This is a genomic window from Nocardia sp. CNS-044 (assembly GCF_059570515.1).
The window spans coordinates 156,497-173,970 of sequence record NZ_JCANSX010000007.1 but is presented as its reverse complement, the minus strand read 5'-3'; the positions used below and the strand labels follow the sequence as shown (position 1 = coordinate 173,970).

Below are 17,474 nucleotides of genomic sequence, written 5' to 3'. Positions count from 1 at the left end.
GTGTGCTCCGTGGTTCGGCGAAGGAGGTCGGCGGCGAGCGCGGTGTGTGCGGGCCTACCGTCGGTGTTCGAACCCGATCATCGCGCGTCCGGGAACCTGCGGCAATGCGGGCTGGATCACCTGTCGTCCCCATCGCGGCCGATGGTTGCCGCCAACGCCGCACCGATCGTGGGGTGACGGAAGGGATACCCCGCCTCCTCCAACGCCGTCGGGATCGCCCGCGGCCCGCGCAGGATAGCCTCGTCGGCGAACTCCCCTATGAGCCCACGCAGCGCGAACGCGGGCAACACCAGCGGGGTGGGGCGGTGCAGCGCGCGGCCGAGTGCGCGATTGAATTCGGCGTTGGTGACCGGGGCCGGGCCGACCGTGTTGATCGGCCCGGACACGGTGTCGTTGGTGAGCGCGAAGACGATCGCGCCGATCTCGTCGTCCAGCGAGATCCACGGGGTGTACTGACGCCCGTTGCCCAGCCGTCCGCCGAGGCCGAGCCAGTACAGCGGGTGCAGCATGCCGAGCATCCCGCCGTGCTTGGACAGCACGACGGCGCTGCGCAACAGCACCGTGCGCACGCCCGCGGCGGTGGCGGGACCGGTCGCGGCTTCCCAGTCACGGCACAGCGTGGCGAGGAAACCCGAACCGGCGGGGGAGGATTCGTCCACGACGCGGTCGCCGGTGGCGCCGCCGTAGTAGTGCACGCCGCTGGCGTTGACCAGCACCGGCACGCCCGCGGCGGCCACCTTGTTGGCGAGGACGTCGGTCGGGGTGATGCGGCTGTCGCGCAGCTCCTGTTTGTAGCTGCCGTTCCAGCGGCGTCGCCCGAGGCTCGCCCCGCACAGGTTGACCACCGCGTCCGCTCCGCGCAACGCCCGCTCGTCGAGCTCGGCGCGGGCGGGATTCCAGACGAACTCGTCCGGGGCGGCGGCGGGACGGCGCACCAGCCGAGCCACCTCGTGCCCGTCGCGGCGCAGTGCCGCGACGAGCGCCGTCCCGATCAGCCCGGACGAACCGGCGATCACGACCTTCATGCGGGACGAACCTTCCCCGGGTCAGAGGCCCAGATCGGCCTCGAACGCGGCCTCTTCGAGGCGGTGGCGGATCGTGGTCAGGAAGCGACCGGCGTCCGCGCCGTCGATGAGGCGGTGATCGTAGGTGAGCGGCAGGTAGCACATGGAGCGCACGCCGATCGACTCGTTGCCGGTCTCGTCGGTCACCACCACCGGGCGCTTGACGATCGCGCCGGTGCCGAGCATGCCCGCCTGCGGCGGAAGCAGGATCGGGGTGTCGAACAGCGCGCCCTGGCTGCCGATGTTGGTGATGGTGAAGGTGCCACCGGCAAGCTCGTCCGGCTTCAGGCCACCGTTGCGCGCCCGGTTGGCGATGTCGGCGATGGCGCGGGCCAGACCTGCCAGCGACAGGTCGCTGGCGTTGTGGATCACCGGGGAGAGCAGGCCCTGCTCGGTGTCGACGGCGATGCCGAGGTGCACCGAGGCGTGGTAGGTGATCTCCTTGGTGCTCTCGTCGTAGGACGCGTTGACGTTCGGGTGCACGCCGAGCGCCTCGACGACCGCCTTCGCGAAGAACGGCAGGAACGTCAGGTTCACGCCCTCGCGGTCCTTGAACGCGCTCTTGGCCTGCGCCCGCAGCGCCGCGATCTTGGTGACGTCGGCCTCGTGGACCTGGGTCAGCTGCGCGGTGGTCTGCAGCGATTCGCGGGTCTTGGTGGCGGTGATCTGCCGGATCCGGTTGGCCTTCTGGACGGTTCCGCGCAGGTGCGCCAGCTGCGCGGCGGCCGGAGCCGACGGAGCCTTGGCGGCGGCCGGAGCGGGCGCGGCGGCCGGAGCCGGGGCCTTCTTGGCCTCGGCGGCGGCGAGCACGTCCTGCTTGCGGATGCGGCCGCCGACGCCGGAACCCTGCACGGAGGCCAGGTCGACGTTGTTCTCCTCGGCGAGCTTGCGCACCAGCGGGGTGACGTACGGGGTGGCGCCGTTGCCGTCGGCGGCCGGAGCCTTGGCCGGAGCCGGGGCGGGCTTGGGGGCCGGGGCGGGAGCCGGGGCGGGCTTGGGAGCCGCGGCGGCGGGGGCCGGTTCGGGCTTGGGCTCGGGAGCCGGGGCCGGGGCCGGAGCCGGTTCGGGCTTGGCTTCGGGCGCGGGGGCCGGAGCGGGCGCGGGGGCGGAGGCGGCGGGGGAACCGCTGCCGATCACGCCGAGCTGTCCGCCGACGGAGACCACGTCGTCTTCCTGCGCGGTGATCTCCAGCAGGGTGCCCGCGACGGGCGAGGGGATTTCGGTGTCGACCTTGTCCGTCGAGACCTCGAGCAGCGGCTCGTCGACCTCGATCGTGTCGCCGACCGACTTCAGCCAGCGGGTGACGGTGCCTTCGGTGACCGACTCGCCCAGCTCGGGCATCTTCACCGGAGTGCCGTCGGCGGCGCCTGCCGACGCGGCGGCGGGCTGCTCGGCGGGAACCGGTGCGGCGGGCTCGGGTTCGGGTTCGGCTTCGACCGACTCTTCGGCGGCGGCCGGTGCGGCGGCTTCGGGCGCGGGCGCGGTTTCGGCTGCGGGCGCCTCACCGGCGTCGCTGATCACGCCGAGCTCACCGCCGACCTCGACCACGTCGTCTTCCTGGGCGACGATCTTCGACAGCACACCCGCCGCCGGGGACGGGATCTCGGTGTCGACCTTGTCGGTGGAGACCTCGAGCAGCGGCTCGTCGACCTCGACCGTGTCTCCTTCCTGCTTCAGCCACCTGGTCACCGTTCCCTCGGTGACGCTCTCACCAAGAGCCGGCATCTGGACGGAGAAGGCCATGTCCGTTGACTCCTCTGACTGCTCGACGGGTTCTACAACAGTTGATCTCTGGCGGGTCGCCCTCCGCTGGTCGCGGTGAAAACCCGGAAGCCACCATCATTCTGAGTGGCACCGGAGATCTGTGCGGTTCTTGTACCGCGGTCCATCCTTGCACTCGTCCGCGTGGCGTGTAGCACAGGGCATGTCTCTACCGGGAAGCTGGCAGTATGGGAGGACCGGGTGTGAGCATTTGTCCGGTGTACAAAAGGAGGTCGGCGTCGATGGGTTTGCTGGATCGTTTCCGTGGCGCTCTGAACCGGGGCGGTCCCGCCGCACGTGCGTCGACCTCGGGCAACGACGACGCCCGCTACCTCGCCGACTGGGTGCGCACCCACATCGGTGTCGAGGGGTACTTGGAGCCGAAGACCACTATGACGGATGTCACGGTGGTGTTGGTCGCCGTCGACGGGGAGTGGACGCGACGGATCGTCGGGGAGCGCGGGGCTCAGCGGTTGGCGCGTGATCTGAGCATTCCGGTGTACGAGGTGCGCAAGACGGGGTATCCGCAGCGGATGCGGGATTACGACGCTCGGAAGAGGATTGAGCGGCAGCGGGCGTTCGAGGAGGAGTTGCGGGATTTGTGAGTTCGGCAGTACTGGGCGCGTCGGGTGCCGTACCCGGCTTACCTTCCGCAGTCATTGTGCGGGGGTGCGGCTTCCGGCCGGGTCGACCGGCTCTGGTTGCGTTCAGAGAGCTTTGTCGAAGTGAGTGCCCTTACCTTGTAAACCCCTGACCACCATTTGCCTACTTTCGATTGAGAAATGGATTCGACGGTAGTCATTTGGCGGCAATTGAAGATCGAATAGTAGCCGTTTGACTACCGTCGATTTTCGACGTGTTTCTCCGCCCGCGTATTTCGCCCGTCGCCAGCCTCACGCGACTGGGCTCGTCGAGCAGCTTCGGCGAGGCCGCCAGTATGTGACACTTGCGGCCAGCACCGTTGGCGCAAACCCGGATAACGTGCGCCATTCGCAGGTTCATTCGAGAAACAACGTCTATCAACGCACCGACCGGCAGACACGACGATCGAACGACCGACCCGACCCAAGAAACGCAACCACAGCCGGTCGACCACGGCGCGCTCACCGACTGCGGGAGGTAGGTCGCGTACGGCTCCCAGCGCGCCCAGTCCTGTTCGAGGAATACCTTGGGACGTAATCGATCTGGACACGCATACGCTGGGTGACGTCGCGAACAGCACCGCGCCGGAATTGCTCGCTTTGCCCCCGCCTCGCGCGAAATGCTCGCGGAGCGCGCCGGAATTGCTCGTTCCGCCCCGCACCGCGCCGGAATTGCTCACGCAGCGCGTCAGGACGACGCGGTCAACCCCCGCACCACAGCAGAGAACGAGGAGTGCGCCGCCCGAGACAACCCGAACGGCGCACCCGAACTCACTCCCCGACGATGTCCTCGATCACCGCGATCAACGTCCGCACCGGCACACCGGTCCCACCCTTCCCGATGTACCCGAACGGCCCACCCGTGTTGTACGCGGGCCCCGCGACGTCCAGGTGCGCCCACTCCACGCCCTCCGGCACGAACTCCTTCAGGAACAGCGCCGCGGAGAGCATGCCGCCCCAGCGGTGTTGCGCGACGTTGGCGAGGTCGGCGATCTTGGAGTTCAGGTCGGCGCGGAGTTCGGCGGGAAGGGGCATGGCCCAGCCGTTTTCGCCGACCTCGCGGGAGAGGCGGGCGACGCGGTCGCGGAAGTCGTCGGTGCCCATCACGCCCGGGGTGCGGGTGCCGAGGGCGACCATCTGGGCGCCGGTGAGGGTGGCGACGTCGATGAGGTAGTCGGGGGAGTCCTCGGCGGCGCGGACGATGGCGTCGGCGAGGATCAGGCGGCCCTCGGCGTCGGTGTTGAGCACCTCGACGGTGGTGCCGCCGTACTGGGTGAGCACGTCGCCGGGGCGCTGCGCGGTGGCCGACGGCATGTTCTCGGCCATCGGGACAGTGGCGGTCACGGTGATCGGCAGGCTGAGTCGCGCGGCGAGCAGGGTGGTGGCGATGACCGCGGCGGCGCCCGCCATGTCCGAGGTCATGTTCTCCATGTTCTGCGCGGGCTTGATGGAGATGCCGCCGGTGTCGAAGGTGATGCCCTTGCCGACCAGCGCGATCTTCTTCGGCCCGCCGGAGTAGCTGAGCCGAATCAGGCGCGGCGGCCGCGACGAGCCTTTGCCGACGCCGAGCACGCCGCCGTAACCGCCCGCCTCCAAGGCCTTTTCGTCGAGTACCTCGACCTCGAGACCCGCGGCTTCGGCCAATACCTGGGCGCGCGAGGCGAATTCGGCGGGGAACAGGTGGCTGGGCGGGGTGTTCACGAAATCGCGTGCGGTGGCGACGGCTTCGGCGATCAGCTGGGCGCGGAACAACGCCTCCTCGCCGAAATCCGCTTCGGGGACCAGGAATTCGATGCGGGCGACCGGCTGTTCGTCCGGCTTGGGCGCGGACTTCTCGGACCGGAACGGATTGAACGAGTAGGCGCCGAGGTAGAAGCCCTCCGCGGCGGCGCCGAGATCCAGGCCCGACAGCGTGGTCGCCACCAGTTCGGTGCCGTTGAGCGAGCGACCCGCGACACCCGCGGAGCGGCGGATCTGCTCCGCGTCCACTTTGTCGGCGGCGCCCAGCCCGACGGCGAGCACGCTGGTGACGTTGTCCAGCCCGGCCGGCGCGGGCACCCTGGTCAGCTCTTCGGCCTTGCCCTTGGCGCCCACCGCGCCCAGCTGGTCGAGCAGCTCCGCGCGGACCTCGGCGGTGAGCACATCGCCGAACAGGTCGTCGGGCGCGATCGACGGACCGTTCTCCGAAGACGTCAATCCGATCACCAGCACGTCGGTGTCCGGCCCGATGGTCAGGGTGCGCGCCAATTCCGGTCCGAGTGAGCGATCTGCAACAGCGGTCATTGGCACAGGCTATTCGGTCTGCTTCGACAGCCGCATGGCGACGCCGTCCAGCAGCAGTTCGACGCCGGTGGCGACCAGCGCGTCGAGGTCCAGCTCGGGGCCGGGCGGCCCGTCGGCGAACAGTTTGCGCATGGTCGGCCGGGTGTCGACAAGTTCGGCGAATTCGGCTCGCAGCGACTCGGGCAGCGTCTCGAACTGCTCCCCGCGATCAGAACGCAGCAGCGCCAAGCCTTGAACCAGGCCGGAGTAGGCGAGATAGACCGTGATCACCTCGTCACGAGTGAGGCCGCTGGCGTCCAGCGCGGTGAACGCGCGCTCGAGGACGTCGAAGAGGGCGGGTCCGATCGGCGGTTTGGTGCGGGCCAGCACCGGCAGCACCCACGGATGGCGCTGGTAGAGCAGCCACTCCTGCTCGGCCTCGTGGGTGAGCGCGGCACGCCAGCCGGTCGGGGTGATCGGGGGCGGCGGGCTTTCGGCGAGGACGAGTTCGGTCATCGCGGTCAGCAGCGCTTCCCGGTCGGGGAAGTGCCGGTAGAGAGCGGCCGTCGCGACGCCGAGCTCGCTGGCGAGGCGGCGCATGGTGAGACCGTCGATGCCCTCGCGATCGGTCAGCTCGACCGCGGTCCGGGCGATCGCGACCGCGGTGAGCCGGGCGGGACGCGGACGCGCGGCGGGCACGCGCCGGTCGCGGCGAGCGCGGTAGGCACGGGCCTGACAGGAGCGTGAACAGTAGCGGCGTGACCGGCCGCGGCTCGGCTGGGTCAAAGCCTGTCGGCAGGTGGCGCAGGCCGGTGATTTCGACACACCAACAAGTGTGACGAAATGGTGGCTGAACCGCACCGTGCTCCATAAATTGGCGAACGTTGACGTCGTTCACAACGGGAGGTTGATCATGCAGCCCACAGTTCGCCGAGCGGGAATTCAGGAGATCGACGCCGTCGCGGCCGCCTTCGCGAGAGGGTCAGCAGACGAGGCGGTGACGGCCTGGGTGGTCGCCGACCACCCCGAGGTCGCGGAGGCTTTCCGCACCGAACACGCGCCGCACCTCGTCGAACGCGCGATCCGCGACGACGAGGTCTGGCTCGCGGGAACCGGCGACGAGATCTGGGCGGTCTCGCTCTGGCAGAAGGTGACCTCGGCCGATCGGGTGCTCGCCGAGGCGGCCGAGGCGCGCGCCATGGCGAAGGCGGTCCCGAACGTTCGTCCGATGGAGAGTTTGGTGGCGGTCACGGCGCTGCTCGCGGAACATCATCCGCGCGAGTTCCCGCACCGCTACCTCCAGGCGATCGTCACCGTGCCCGAACACCGCGGCAAAGGCGCGGGCGGCGCCATCCTCGCCGACCGGATCAAGGCGTATTCCGACGCCTCCGAGACCGCTTTCCTGGAGGCGAGCACCGAACGCTCGTCCCGCCTCTATGCCCGCAACGGGTTCGTCCGCACCGGGATCACGCATACGTTGCCCGACAACGGCCCGACGCTGATCCCGATGTGGTTCCGAGGCTGACCAGCAGTGGAGGCGTGCCCCGATTCGTCGAGACCGCCATCACAGATGACTGACGAAATCACCGTTGTAGACGCGGGCGACCCGCAACCTTGGTTGGCCGAAGCTTGCAGCCTCTCCGGTATGGATCGCGATCAGCGAATCCGGCCCTCGCCACCAGGTATCGGCAAGGCCGCGAACATCGGGCACGGGTTCGAAGTCGCGGGGCGGCAGCTGATCGATCGCGTCACCGCGAATTGTGGTGATCTGTCGAGCTCGAGTCGATGCGTGGTGAGCCAGCGCGACCGATTCGATCCAGCCTTCGATGCTCGCGTGCAAGGGCACCCATTGATCTGCGTCGATGCCGAATTCCCCTGCGGGACCGATCATGAACGCGTAGCCCATCGACACACGCTGCACACCCGCGTCGAACCACCCGACACGATCGGGCTTCCCCGCGGGCAGGTCGCCCCACAGCATCTTCGGCCCGCCGTCGTAGTCCACCGACGGCGGCAGGACCAGTCCACCCCAGCGCTTCTGAAAATCCAGGATGCGATCGACCTGTGTTGCGGGAATGCCGAACTCGAGCCACTGGTCCCCCAGCTTCTCGAAACTGGGCGTTTCGACGCGAACACACTGCGTCGAAACAAACCACTCACCCCGACGCGTCAGAGGCTCAGCCGAATCGATGACGGGCCGCATGTCCACGCGACCGACGGTAACCGACTCGCGCGAACACGCGCTGCTGCCGCCCTCCCCGCGAACCTGAACGGTTCCCGTTCGTTGCCGCTGGCACACCCCGAGGTGCGATGGGTTCCCCGGTCGACCCGCGCCCGGCTGTTCGGGTCGCCGTGGCGCGTGCGCCGAGCGGTTAAGCTCGCCGGGTGACCGAGACGAACCTGCTGCAAGGCCCGATTCACCGAGTCCACGTCGAGTTGGGCGCGACGTTCGCGCCGTTCGGCGGGTGGGAGATGCCGGTCTCGTACGCGGGGACGGTCGGGGAACATCAGGCGGTGCGGACTGCCGTCGGGTTGTTCGACGTGAGTCATCTCGGCAAGGCGACGGTCGCGGGTCCCGGTGCGGCGGCGTTCGTGAATTCGGCGCTGACCAACGATCTCGGCCGGATCCGTCCCGGCAAGGCGCAGTACACGCTGTGCTGCACGCCGGAGGGCGGCGTGATCGACGACCTGATCGCCTATTACGTCAGTGACGACGAGATCTTCCTCGTCCCGAACGCGGCCAACACCGCGGCGGTGGTCGCGGCCCTGCGCGCGGCGGCGCCCGAGGGGATCACCGTCACCGACGAGCACCGGGAGTACGCGGTGTTCGCGGTGCAGGGCCCGCGCTCGGCCGAGGTGCTCGGTGCGCTCGGCCTGCCCACCGACATGGAGTACATGGCCTACGCCGACGCCGAGTGGGACGGGCGTCCGGTCCGAGTCTGCCGGACCGGCTACACCGGCGAGCACGGCTACGAGCTGCTGCCGCGCTGGGCCGACGCCGAGGCGGTGTTCCGCGCCCTCGCGGCACAGGTGAAGGCCGCCGACGGCCAGCCCGCCGGTCTCGGCGCGCGCGACACCCTGCGCACCGAGATGGGCTACCCGCTGCACGGACACGAACTGTCCCTGCGCATTTCGCCGGTGCAGGCGCGAGCGGGCTGGGCGGTCGGCTGGAAGAAGCCGGAGTTCTGGGGCAAGTCCGCACTGGAACAGGAGAAGTCGGCGGGACCGCAGCGAACCCTGCTGGGGCTCAAGGCACTCGACCGCGGCGTGCTGCGTCAGGGACAGTCGGTGCTGCGCGATGGCGAACTCGTCGGCGAGACCACCTCGGGCACTTTCTCGCCCACGCTCAAGGTCGGCATCGCGCTCGCCCTGCTGGATACCGATGCCGATCTCCAGCCGGGTGAAGAGGTGGAGGTGGATGTGCGCGGCCGCCGGTTGCGCTGTGAGGTCGTCAAGCCGCCGTTCGTGCAGGCGCGTACCGCCTGAGCGCCGGGCATCCTCGGGCTCGCCGCGCGCTGCGTGTGGTCACTCGGGGCCTACGGTCCAACTGAGGGCGTGACGGCGGGAACCGCGTGGAGGCCGAGCCGAATCCCGACAGGTGGACGGACGCGAATCGGGCACCGATAGGATCACCTGCATGACCGTTGCCGCACAGTTCGCCCATGTTCCCCATCCTGCGCCCGCACCGGCGCAGCGGGTACAGGAGATTCTGGCGGCGCCGGGGTTCGGCCGGTTCTTCACCGATCACATGGTGTCGATCGACTACACCGCGGGTGAGGGCTGGAGCAACGCGCGGGTCGAGCCGTACGGGCCGCTGCCGATGGACCCGGCCACCATGGTCTTCCACTACGGCCAGGCCATCTTCGAGGGGCTGAAGGCGTACCGGCAGAGCGACGGCAGTGTCTCCTGCTTCCGTATCGACGCCAACGCGACCCGCTTCCGCAAGTCCGCGCGCCGCATGGCGATGGCCGAGCTGCCGGAGGAACTGTTCATCGAGTCGGTGCGCCAGCTGCTCGCGGTCGATGAGCGCTGGGTGCCCGCCGCGGGCGGCGAGGATTCGCTCTACTTGCGGCCCTTCATGTTCGCCACCGAAGCGGGACTCGGCGTGAAGCCCGCGGCCGCCTACAAGTACCTGCTGCTGGGATCGCCCGCCGGAGCGTACTTCCCGCGCGGTGTGAAGCCGGTGCGGGTGTGGCTGTCCACGGAGTACGTGCGCGCCGCGCCCGGTGGTACCGGCGAGGCCAAGGTGGCGGGCAATTACGCCGCCTCGCTGCTCGCCCAGGCGCAGGCCTCCGAGAAGGGCTGCGACCAGGTGGTGTGGCTGGACGCGTGCGAGCGCCGCTACGTCGAGGAGATGGGCACCAACAACCTGTTCTTCGTCTTCGGCTCCGGCTCCGAAGCGCGGCTGGTGACCCCCGAACTGTCCGGCTCGCTGCTGCCCGGCATCACCCGAGACTCGCTGCTGACCCTCGCCGCCGACGCGGGCTACCCCGTGGAGGAGCGCAAGATCTCGGTGGAGGAGTGGCGCAAGGGCGCCGAATCCGGCGCGATCACCGAGGTTTTCGCCTGCGGCACCGCCGCCGTGATCACCCCCGTCGGCTGGGTGCGTTCCGCCGAGGGCGAATTCACCATCGGCGGTGGCGAACCGGGTGAGGTCACCATGGCGCTGCGCGACACGTTGACCGGAATCCAGCGCGGTACCTTCGCGGACATCCACGGCTGGATGCGCGGTATGTGAGGAAGACTCGCCCTGAGGGCGGGCCGTAGGGCTCCGGCTGTTGGACAGCCGGGGATTTGGGGATGGGCATCGTGCGTCGATCGATGGTTACCGGAATCGCGTTGCCGAGTCTGGGTGTTTCGGCGTGCAGGGGGTGACGCGTCGGTGCCGGACAACGCAGCACCACCATCGTTGCCGCGCCGACCAGCACCGGGCGTCCCGCCAATCCCGAACCGGTGTGGTCGAAAGCGGCCCTGGGGATCGGCAATTCACCGCTCTCGTGGATCTCGACGGCCGGTGATGCGGTGCTGGTCCCGGCTCAGGACGCGCTGGTCGCGGTGAATCGATCGACCGGTTCCGAGCTGTGGCGCAGGGAACCCAAGCGGCCCGAGAAGTACTCCTACCGGGTGAGCGGCGACGCCGTCGTCTTCCTGGAGGACCAGGGCAAACCCGGCGACCCGGCGTTGATGGAGGTGATCGAGGCCGTTGCCGGATCCTGGCGAGTGGGACGGGAAGCCGGTGCTGGAGTTCCATCGCTGAGCCGGGAAGGTCACCCGCCGCGTTCTCGAGCCTCGGTCGCCGTTTCGTGGTGGCCGTTGCGTGGCCCCCGCCTCGGCGGTCATGCCCGACGCCACCAGGCCCGAATGGGCAGCGCGGGCCCGCTGGACGGCGGGCGTGGCCGGGGTCCGAGGGCGACGCGGGCGGCGGAACGCCACGTCTCGCCGTAGGGCGGCCGAGCGGCCGATGTCGTCGGGTACCGGCAGCGCGGGCCGGCCGAGGATGCCGATGCGTCGCGCGGGCTCAGCCCGGCATCAGCATCTGCCACTGCTCCAGCGTCTGCGGGCGCATGACGTAGTTGTTGTCGCGGATGCTCGACAAGGCGGCGCTGGGCTCGTGGGAGTACCAGTGGCCGGGGTAGACGACCGGGTCGCCGTGCAGGCCGGCGAGGTAGCGCAGGCTGCGGAACATCTCGTCGGAGTCGCCGCCGGGGAAGTCGGTGCGGCCGCAGCCGTCGACGAAGAGGGTGTCGCCCGCGATGAGGCGGTTGTCGAACAGGAAACACTGGCTGCCTGGCGTATGGCCAGGGGTGTGTAATAGCTCGATCTCGAACGCGCCGACCTCGACCTTGTCGCCGTGCTCGTGGCCGGTGAGTTCGCTGGGCGCGATGCCGGTGACGTTGGCGACCCAGGCCAGTTCCTTGTTGTTCACGTGCACCGGGACGCTGGTCTTCTCGAGCAGTTCGCGTACACCGCGCAGGGTGAAGCCGAGCATGGTCCCGCCGACGTGGTCGGGATGGTGGTGGGTGGCGAGGACGCCGGTGAGGCGCAGGCCGTCGGCCTCGGCGATGGACACCAGATCGCCCGCGGCGTACGCCGGATCCACCACAACGCATTCGCCCGTCTCCCGATCACCGATCAAGTAGGCGAAATTTCGCATCTGCGTCGCGATCGGATCACCGACGGCGTAGTCCCGTCCGGACAACAGTTGCCGAAAATAGAGGCGCTCGGAAGACATACCGCACACATTAGATCCTGACCCAGACGGTTCGTGCGCCAAGTGCGTGAAAGATTCCGATAGGTCGGATCATGGCGTGCGCAAACAGGTGGCGAGTGGGTAGGGTCGCCGTCTTCGGGCGCGCGGTGCAGGCCCTGATCGTCGTCGCGCTTGTACCCTGCCGCCACACCGGCGCCGACTTCGGTTGTCTGCCAAAGGTTTTCCGGGCTTGCGCGCCATGCGAGCGAATCGGGCCGCGCGTCGCCGCACCGCGCGACTCCGCCCGAGCCTTCCCGAAAACAGTGGTCAGCGAACCGCCCCGCAACGCCATGCGCCCATTCTCGACGCTCGGAGAAGAGACGAAGTTCATACACTGTCCAACAAGATATGAATTCGCGTGATACCGACGGTTACGTGAATTCGTGAATTATCCGGCGAGCGAGAGTCCGACAGCGGAGAGGGTGACCGAAATCTCGATCGCCGCGCCGAGCACGTCACCGGACAAACCGCCGAACCGGCGCAGCATGTGCCGCACCACCACCGCGGCGATACCGACCGCCACCGCGATCGCGAGCGGTCCGAGCCAGGGATGCTCCGGCACCGCGACGACGCCGCACGCCAGCGCGACGATCACCCACGCCGCCCCGGTCAGCGGGGACTGGGTGTCCGCCACGAGCGCGCCGAAGGCGGTGCCCGGCGCGGCGGGAATGCCGCGGCGACAAGCCAGGACGACGACGACCCGTCCGATCGCGACGGCCAGCGCCACCGCGAACCACCGTCCCGCGTCGGCCAGCGCGGCGAAGGCGAACGCCTGCACCCCGATGGCGAACACCAGCGCGGCCGCCCCGAACGGCCCAACCCCGCCGCTCTTCATGATCTGCCGCGCCCGCTCCGGCGGTCCGTAACTGCCGAGACCGTCCATCGAGTCGGACAAGCCATCGAGGTGCATGCCCCGCGTGAGCAGCGCCAGCGCTGCCACGGTCAGCAGTCCGGACAGCGGGGCGCTCGCCCCGGCCGAGGTCAGCGCCCACGCCAGCCCCGCCGCGATTGCACCGAGCAGCGCACCGACCAGCGGGGCGAGCGCGATCGCGCGGCCCGCCGCGGCCTGATCGACGTCGTCCGGGCCCCGCACCGGGAGCACGGTCAGCCACGAGACGGCCAGGCGAACCCCGGGCGTCATTTGGTCAGATCGGGCGCGGCCGGGATCTCGGCGTCGGAGGTGCTGACGCCCGCCTCGCCGAAGGTGGCCATCTCGGCGAGCGCGGCGACCGCAGCGCGCAGAATCGGCAAGACCGTGAGCGCGCCGGAGCCTTCGCCGAGTCGCATGCTCAGGTCGACCAGCGGTTCCATGCGCAGCTGTTTCAGCGCGAGGTTGTGCGCGGGTTCGGTGGAGCGGTGCCCGGCCAGCCACCACGCGCTCGCGCCCGCGGCCAGATCCTCGGCGACCAAGGCCGCCGCGGTGACCACGACGCCGTCCAGGATCACCGGCGTGCGCCGGGTCGCGGCCTGCGCGAGGAATCCGGCGATGGCGGCGATGTCGGCGCCCGCGGCGACGCGCAGCAAATCCACCGGATCCTTCAGGACGGGCCGAGCGCGGCGCATCGCGTCGCGGATCGCCGCGACCTTGCGCGACCAGCCCGCGTCGTCCACGCCGGTGCCGCGTCCGACCGCGACCACCGGCTCGGTGTCGGTGAGCGTGGCGATGAGCACGGTGGCGGGCGTGGTGTTGCCGATGCCCATGTCGCCCGCGACGAGAAGGTCGGCGCCGCCGTCGATCTCCTCGTCGGCGATGGCCCGGCCCGCGGCGATGGCGGCCTCGACCTCCGCCTGGCTCAGCGCGTCCTCGCGGTCGATGGAACCGCTCGACCTGCGCACCTTGTGCTTGCCCACGAGCGGATCGGTCTCGGCGTCGACCGAGATGTCGGCGACCCGCACGGTCGCACCCGCGACGGCGGCCAGCGCGTTCACCGCCGCGCCGCCCGCGAGGAAGTTGGCGACCATCTGCGCGGTCACCTCGCTCGGATACGCCGACACACCGTGCCGCGCGACGCCGTGATCACCGGCGAAGACGACGACCCTGGCGCGCTCGAACTGCTTCGGCGGGCAGACGCCCTGGCACGCGGCCACCCAATTGCCCAGCGTTTCCAGGCGGCCCAGCGCGCCAGCGGGTTTGGTCAGTTGCGTCTGCCGCTGTTCGGCGGCCGCGCGAATCCGCGCGTCGGGGGGCGCAACCGGTCCGAATCCGTGTGTCACTGTCGAGCCTCTCCGGTCGGGCGGCGTCCGCCGCACGTGCTTCCGACGCCCAATCTTGCCCGGAGCGCGCCGCCCACACCGCACCAACCTCCACCACCGACCGTCGTTTCGCTACCTAGCGAACTCATACGGATTCGACGGGAGCCGCTCGGATCTACTTCAGGCGGAGGGGCAGCCCGGCGACGACGAGGAACGCTTCGTCGCAGACCGCGGCGAGGCGCTGGTTGAGGAGGCCGATCTCGTCGCGGAACAGACGACCGGAGCGAGTCGCGGGGATGACGCCCATGCCGACCTCCGGGCTGACGATGATCAGGCGGTCGCGGTAGTCGGCGACGGCGGAGACCAGGGCGTCGGCATCCGGGCCGACGGTGCCCCGCGGGGAGTCCCAAGCGTTCAGAGCATCGATGCGCGCGGTCAGCCAGGTGCCGATGTCGTCGACCAACGTCGCGGCTCCGGGCGCGGGGTCGGCGAGAACCGCTGCGGCGTCGGCGCTTTCGACCACCGACCAGTCGCCGGGTCTGCGGTCGCGATGGCGGGCGATGCGTTCGGCGAAGTCGTGGTCGTCGGGATCGGGGACCGAGGTCGCCAGGTACCGCACCGCACCCGAGGCCGCGGCGAGTCGCTCCGCGAACGCCGACTTTCCCGAGCGAGCCCCGCCGAGCACAAGCGTCCGCGGAGGACGCGCGGTTCCGGAATCCTGCGACACCCCCGCACGCTATCAACAGGCTTGCCCGAGCCATCCCCGCGACTTTCGACGGAGTGCTGGCAGCCCCGCTCGGGTGTAGCGGCTCGCCCGGCGTCGCCGAGCCGGATGCGGCGATTTCGCGCACCTTTGTGGACGCGGCACTAGCCTTGCCGGGACCTGGCGGCGAGCCCGAGGGCTCGACCTGCTTGCCATTGCCTCGATCGTTGAGCTCGCTGATTGTGGGAGGGGATATGCGGCCATCCGGGCCTGCTGTTCGCCATCATCGGCCCGATGCCGGTGGTTGAGCCGCCGAGGGCGGTGGGCGGTCCCGAGCTAGCTGATCCGAACGTGCCGCGCGTGTCGCACGTTTGCTGATACCGGCTGAGCGGTGCCGAGCGTGAACGGCTGCTCCCGAGACAGGACGGGCGCCGCCGGTCGCAGGCGTCGAAGCGAAACAGGGGAAGGGCGAGCACCCCCGGAACGTCGTTGCGGCCCAAGCACGGGCAGCGGATTCGCCTGCTCCGGTCGCTGTCGGACGGACTCGTCCGCTAGCGGTCGGGCGAATGACTCAGCTAGTCGACGCGGTGGCCCCGAAGCGGCGGCGGTATTCCGTCGGGGAGATGCCGACCAGGCGTTGGAAGTGGTGGCGGAGGAGCGCGCCGGAGCCGAAGCCCGCTCGGGCGGCGATCTGTTCGAGACCCTGTTCGGTGTCTTCCAGCAGGTGCTTGGCGTAGAGGACGCGCTGGTTGGTGAGCCATTTCACCGGTGTCGTCCCGGTCTCGGCGGCGAAGCGGCGGGCGAAGGTGCGCGTCGACATCATCGAGCGCGCGGCCAGGTCGTCGATGGTGTGCGGCAGATCCAGGTTCTCGCTCATCCATTGCAAGGTGGTGGCGAGACTGTCGGAGGTGCAGGCGGGGACCGGGCGTTCGATGAACTGGCGTTGTCCGCCGTCGCGCTGGGGCGGCACCACCATGCGGCGGGCGATGCCGTTGGCGGCGGCGCTGCCGATCTCCCTGCGCACCAGGTGCAGGCAGGCGTCGATGCCCGCGGCGGTGCCCGCGCTGGTGATGAGGTTGCCCTCGTCGACGAAGAGCACGTCCGGGTCCACGGTGGCGGACGGGTAGCGAGCGGCGAGCTGGTCGACGTAGCGCCAGTGCGTGGTGCATTTGCGTCCGTCGAGCAGCCCGGCCGCGCCCGCGACGAACGCGCCCGAGCAGACGGTGAGGATGATCGCGCCCGCCTCCGATGCCGCGCGCACGGCGTCGACGATCCGGGGGTCGAGTCCGTCGGTCAGCGCGGTGGCGGGAGCGGCGGGGATGGCGACCAGATCCGCCTTGGGCAGTTCGTCCAGCGCGAACTCCGGTGTGATCGTCACGCCGGGGGTGGTGGAGCGAAGCGCGCGGCCTGGTTCGGCGCCGCAGACCTTGAAGTCGAAGCCGGGCAGTCCGTCGGCGGTCCGGTCGAGCCCGAAGACCTCGCAGACCACCCCGAACTCGAACATGGCCAGCTTCTCGAACAGCACGACGGCGACCTTCGACAGCATGGTCCGAGGGTACCTGGCTGGATCTTTGCGAACAATGGCTTGGCTGCCACTTTCGGCGGAAAGTTTATAGGCGAAAAATTTCTGCCATGTTGACTTTCCTTCTCATCGCGATCGTCGTGGTAGCTGTTTCCGTCTTCCCGGCGCGCGGGCGGGGACTCGCCGGCTCCGCGCATGTGGTCGACCGGGACGCCCAGCGCCTGCAAGCCGAGCTGAACGCCATTCGCTTCTCGCACCACCGCTGAGAACGAAAACGGGCCGTTCGCGGCACTCGCCACGAACGGCCGAACTTCGGAGTGCCTATGCGCTGCCGGGCACAGTCCGTCGACGGACCGCGCATGGCCGGAGCGAAGGCGGAGGTACGCCTATACGGCCTCGCCGGGTGAGACCCGCGGCTTAGGCGCCCGCATCTTGCGGATCTGCGACGCGCGGACGAAGGCGTACCAGCCGAGACGGAAGCCGGTGTCGGTGTTGTCGGGGAACCGCTCGCGAACCCGGTTGTTCACGATCCGGCCGAGGACGACGCCCTCGATGGCCATGAACAGCATCATCACCAGCATGGCCAACGTCACGATCGTCTGCAGACCGGGCGCGGCGAACATCGACATGATCAGCACCAGCGCCATCGGCATGAACAGGCCGACCAGGTTGCGCCGGGCGTCGACGAGATCGCGCACGTAGGCGCGGACCGGACCCTGGTCGCGCGGCAACAGGTACTTGTCCTCGCCCGCGAGCATGCGGGCCCGGCGCTCCTGGGCCGCCTGCCTACGCTCGGCGCTCGCGGCCTTGCGCTCCTCCTTGGTGCCACGGGTGGCCTTACGGCGGGCCCTGGCCTCCTTGGCGGTCAACGGCGCTGGCGCGACCGGTCCGCGCCGCTTGCCTTCGGCCTCACGGCGTTTCGGGGTGGGGCGGCCCTTGCCCGGGGTGAGCGTGGGGGGCGTCTTGGTGGTGATGGCGGTCGAGCCGCCGTTCGCGTCCGCCGTGCTGTCGGCGGTCGCGTCGGTGGTGCTGGACTCGCCGCGACGGAACAATTTCACAGCAACCAGGCTATTCGATG

Annotated in this window: 17 protein-coding genes; 6 read left to right on the top strand and 11 right to left on the bottom strand. The window is 69.6% G+C overall.

Features of this window, described 5'->3' with window-relative positions; all coding sequences use genetic code 11:
- Nucleotides 1–116: 116 nt before the first annotated feature.
- Together T333_RS15585 and sucB are read right to left on the bottom strand one after the other, a co-directional pair.
- Nucleotides 117–1,025 carry a TIGR01777 family oxidoreductase gene (locus T333_RS15585; protein ID WP_357254716.1) on the bottom strand — a complete coding sequence of 303 codons (909 nt, stop codon included), beginning with the start codon at nt 1,023–1,025 and terminating at the stop codon, nt 117–119.
- 21 nt (nt 1,026–1,046) lie between these two features.
- The gene (gene sucB, locus T333_RS15580) at nt 1,047–2,807 is read right to left on the bottom strand and encodes a 2-oxoglutarate dehydrogenase, E2 component, dihydrolipoamide succinyltransferase (RefSeq protein WP_496424883.1); all 1,761 of its coding nucleotides are present in this window, start codon (nt 2,805–2,807) and stop codon (nt 1,047–1,049) included.
- Nucleotides 2,808–3,067: 260 nt separating this feature from the next.
- Between sucB and T333_RS15575 the strand changes: the two genes are divergently transcribed.
- Nucleotides 3,068–3,430 carry an oxidoreductase gene (locus T333_RS15575; RefSeq protein ID WP_496424882.1) on the top strand — a complete coding sequence of 121 codons (363 nt, stop codon included), beginning with the start codon at nt 3,068–3,070 and terminating at the stop codon, nt 3,428–3,430.
- Between the two features lie 807 nt (nt 3,431–4,237).
- On the opposite strand, the gene T333_RS15570 is transcribed toward T333_RS15575, so the two are convergent.
- Nucleotides 4,238–5,749: a leucyl aminopeptidase gene (locus T333_RS15570; protein WP_355004182.1), complete on the bottom strand. Its 1,512-nt coding sequence runs from the start codon at nt 5,747–5,749 to the stop codon at nt 4,238–4,240.
- A 9-nt stretch (nt 5,750–5,758) separates the two neighbouring features.
- The gene (locus T333_RS15565; protein WP_496424881.1) at nt 5,759–6,553 is read right to left on the bottom strand and encodes a TetR/AcrR family transcriptional regulator; all 795 of its coding nucleotides are present in this window, start codon (nt 6,551–6,553) and stop codon (nt 5,759–5,761) included.
- Between the two features lie 88 nt (nt 6,554–6,641).
- On the opposite strand from T333_RS15565, the gene T333_RS15560 reads away from it, so the two are divergent.
- Entirely contained in the window at nt 6,642–7,253 is a 612-nt protein-coding gene (locus T333_RS15560; RefSeq protein WP_496424880.1) for a GNAT family N-acetyltransferase, read from the top strand.
- A 39-nt stretch (nt 7,254–7,292) separates the two neighbouring features.
- On the opposite strand, the gene T333_RS15555 is transcribed toward T333_RS15560, so the two are convergent.
- Nucleotides 7,293–7,937 (bottom strand): hypothetical protein, encoded by a 645-nt coding sequence (locus T333_RS15555; protein WP_496424879.1) that lies wholly within the window; start codon nt 7,935–7,937, stop codon nt 7,293–7,295.
- 176 nt (nt 7,938–8,113) lie between these two features.
- Here T333_RS15555 and gcvT point away from each other — a divergent pair, with 176 nt between their 5' ends.
- The 3 genes from gcvT to T333_RS15540 all read left to right on the top strand — a co-directional run bounded on the left by gcvT (nt 8,114) and on the right by T333_RS15540 (nt 11,173).
- Nucleotides 8,114–9,214 (top strand): glycine cleavage system aminomethyltransferase GcvT, encoded by a 1,101-nt coding sequence (gene gcvT, locus T333_RS15550; protein ID WP_496424878.1) that lies wholly within the window; start codon nt 8,114–8,116, stop codon nt 9,212–9,214.
- Between the two features lie 151 nt (nt 9,215–9,365).
- The gene (locus tag T333_RS15545) at nt 9,366–10,466 is read left to right on the top strand and encodes a branched-chain amino acid aminotransferase (protein WP_355004187.1); all 1,101 of its coding nucleotides are present in this window, start codon (nt 9,366–9,368) and stop codon (nt 10,464–10,466) included.
- A gap of 284 nt (nt 10,467–10,750) precedes the next feature.
- Nucleotides 10,751–11,173, top strand: coding sequence for a hypothetical protein (locus tag T333_RS15540; protein ID WP_496424877.1), 423 nt, complete (start codon nt 10,751–10,753; stop codon nt 11,171–11,173).
- Nucleotides 11,174–11,246: 73 nt separating this feature from the next.
- On the opposite strand, the gene T333_RS15535 is transcribed toward T333_RS15540, so the two are convergent.
- From T333_RS15535 to T333_RS15515, 5 genes are all read right to left on the bottom strand, one after another.
- Nucleotides 11,247–11,960, bottom strand: a complete 714-nt coding sequence (locus T333_RS15535) for an MBL fold metallo-hydrolase (protein ID WP_496424876.1) — start codon at nt 11,958–11,960, stop codon at nt 11,247–11,249.
- A gap of 406 nt (nt 11,961–12,366) precedes the next feature.
- On the bottom strand, nt 12,367–13,119 hold the full coding sequence (locus tag T333_RS15530) for an adenosylcobinamide-GDP ribazoletransferase (RefSeq protein WP_496424875.1): 753 nt from the start codon (nt 13,117–13,119) through the stop codon (nt 12,367–12,369).
- On the bottom strand, nt 13,116–14,192 hold the full coding sequence (gene cobT, locus T333_RS15525) for a nicotinate-nucleotide--dimethylbenzimidazole phosphoribosyltransferase (RefSeq protein WP_496424874.1): 1,077 nt from the start codon (nt 14,190–14,192) through the stop codon (nt 13,116–13,118). The genes T333_RS15530 and cobT overlap by 4 nt, the downstream gene beginning before the upstream one ends.
- A 154-nt stretch (nt 14,193–14,346) precedes the next feature.
- Entirely contained in the window at nt 14,347–14,898 is a 552-nt protein-coding gene (gene cobU / locus T333_RS15520; RefSeq protein ID WP_496424873.1) for a bifunctional adenosylcobinamide kinase/adenosylcobinamide-phosphate guanylyltransferase, read from the bottom strand.
- Nucleotides 14,899–15,445: 547 nt separating this feature from the next.
- The gene (locus T333_RS15515; RefSeq protein ID WP_357254738.1) at nt 15,446–16,420 is read right to left on the bottom strand and encodes a helix-turn-helix domain-containing protein; all 975 of its coding nucleotides are present in this window, start codon (nt 16,418–16,420) and stop codon (nt 15,446–15,448) included.
- Nucleotides 16,421–16,506: 86 nt separating this feature from the next.
- On the opposite strand from T333_RS15515, the gene T333_RS15510 reads away from it, so the two are divergent.
- Nucleotides 16,507–16,662, top strand: coding sequence for a hypothetical protein (locus T333_RS15510; RefSeq protein WP_496424872.1), 156 nt, complete (start codon nt 16,507–16,509; stop codon nt 16,660–16,662).
- A gap of 120 nt (nt 16,663–16,782) precedes the next feature.
- Here T333_RS15510 and T333_RS15505 read toward each other — a convergent pair whose 3' ends face one another.
- Nucleotides 16,783–17,454 (bottom strand): DUF3043 domain-containing protein, encoded by a 672-nt coding sequence (locus T333_RS15505; RefSeq protein ID WP_355004196.1) that lies wholly within the window; start codon nt 17,452–17,454, stop codon nt 16,783–16,785.
- Nucleotides 17,455–17,474: the final 20 nt, after the last annotated feature.

Coding starts and splice junctions, on each gene's coding strand:
- T333_RS15585 (WP_357254716.1), bottom strand. CDS start 1,025: ATGAAGGTCGTGATCGCCGGTTCGTCCGGGCTGATCGGGACGGCGCTC.
- sucB (WP_496424883.1), bottom strand. CDS start 2,807: ATGGCCTTCTCCGTCCAGATGCCGGCTCTTGGTGAGAGCGTCACCGAG.
- T333_RS15575 (WP_496424882.1), top strand. CDS start 3,068: ATGGGTTTGCTGGATCGTTTCCGTGGCGCTCTGAACCGGGGCGGTCCC.
- T333_RS15570 (WP_355004182.1), bottom strand. CDS start 5,749: ATGACCGCTGTTGCAGATCGCTCACTCGGACCGGAATTGGCGCGCACC.
- T333_RS15560 (WP_496424880.1), top strand. CDS start 6,642: ATGCAGCCCACAGTTCGCCGAGCGGGAATTCAGGAGATCGACGCCGTC.
- T333_RS15545 (WP_355004187.1), top strand. CDS start 9,366: ATGACCGTTGCCGCACAGTTCGCCCATGTTCCCCATCCTGCGCCCGCA.
- T333_RS15535 (WP_496424876.1), bottom strand. CDS start 11,960: ATGTCTTCCGAGCGCCTCTATTTTCGGCAACTGTTGTCCGGACGGGAC.
- T333_RS15530 (WP_496424875.1), bottom strand. CDS start 13,119: ATGACGCCCGGGGTTCGCCTGGCCGTCTCGTGGCTGACCGTGCTCCCG.
- T333_RS15515 (WP_357254738.1), bottom strand. CDS start 16,420: ATGCTGTCGAAGGTCGCCGTCGTGCTGTTCGAGAAGCTGGCCATGTTC.
- T333_RS15510 (WP_496424872.1), top strand. CDS start 16,507: ATGTTGACTTTCCTTCTCATCGCGATCGTCGTGGTAGCTGTTTCCGTC.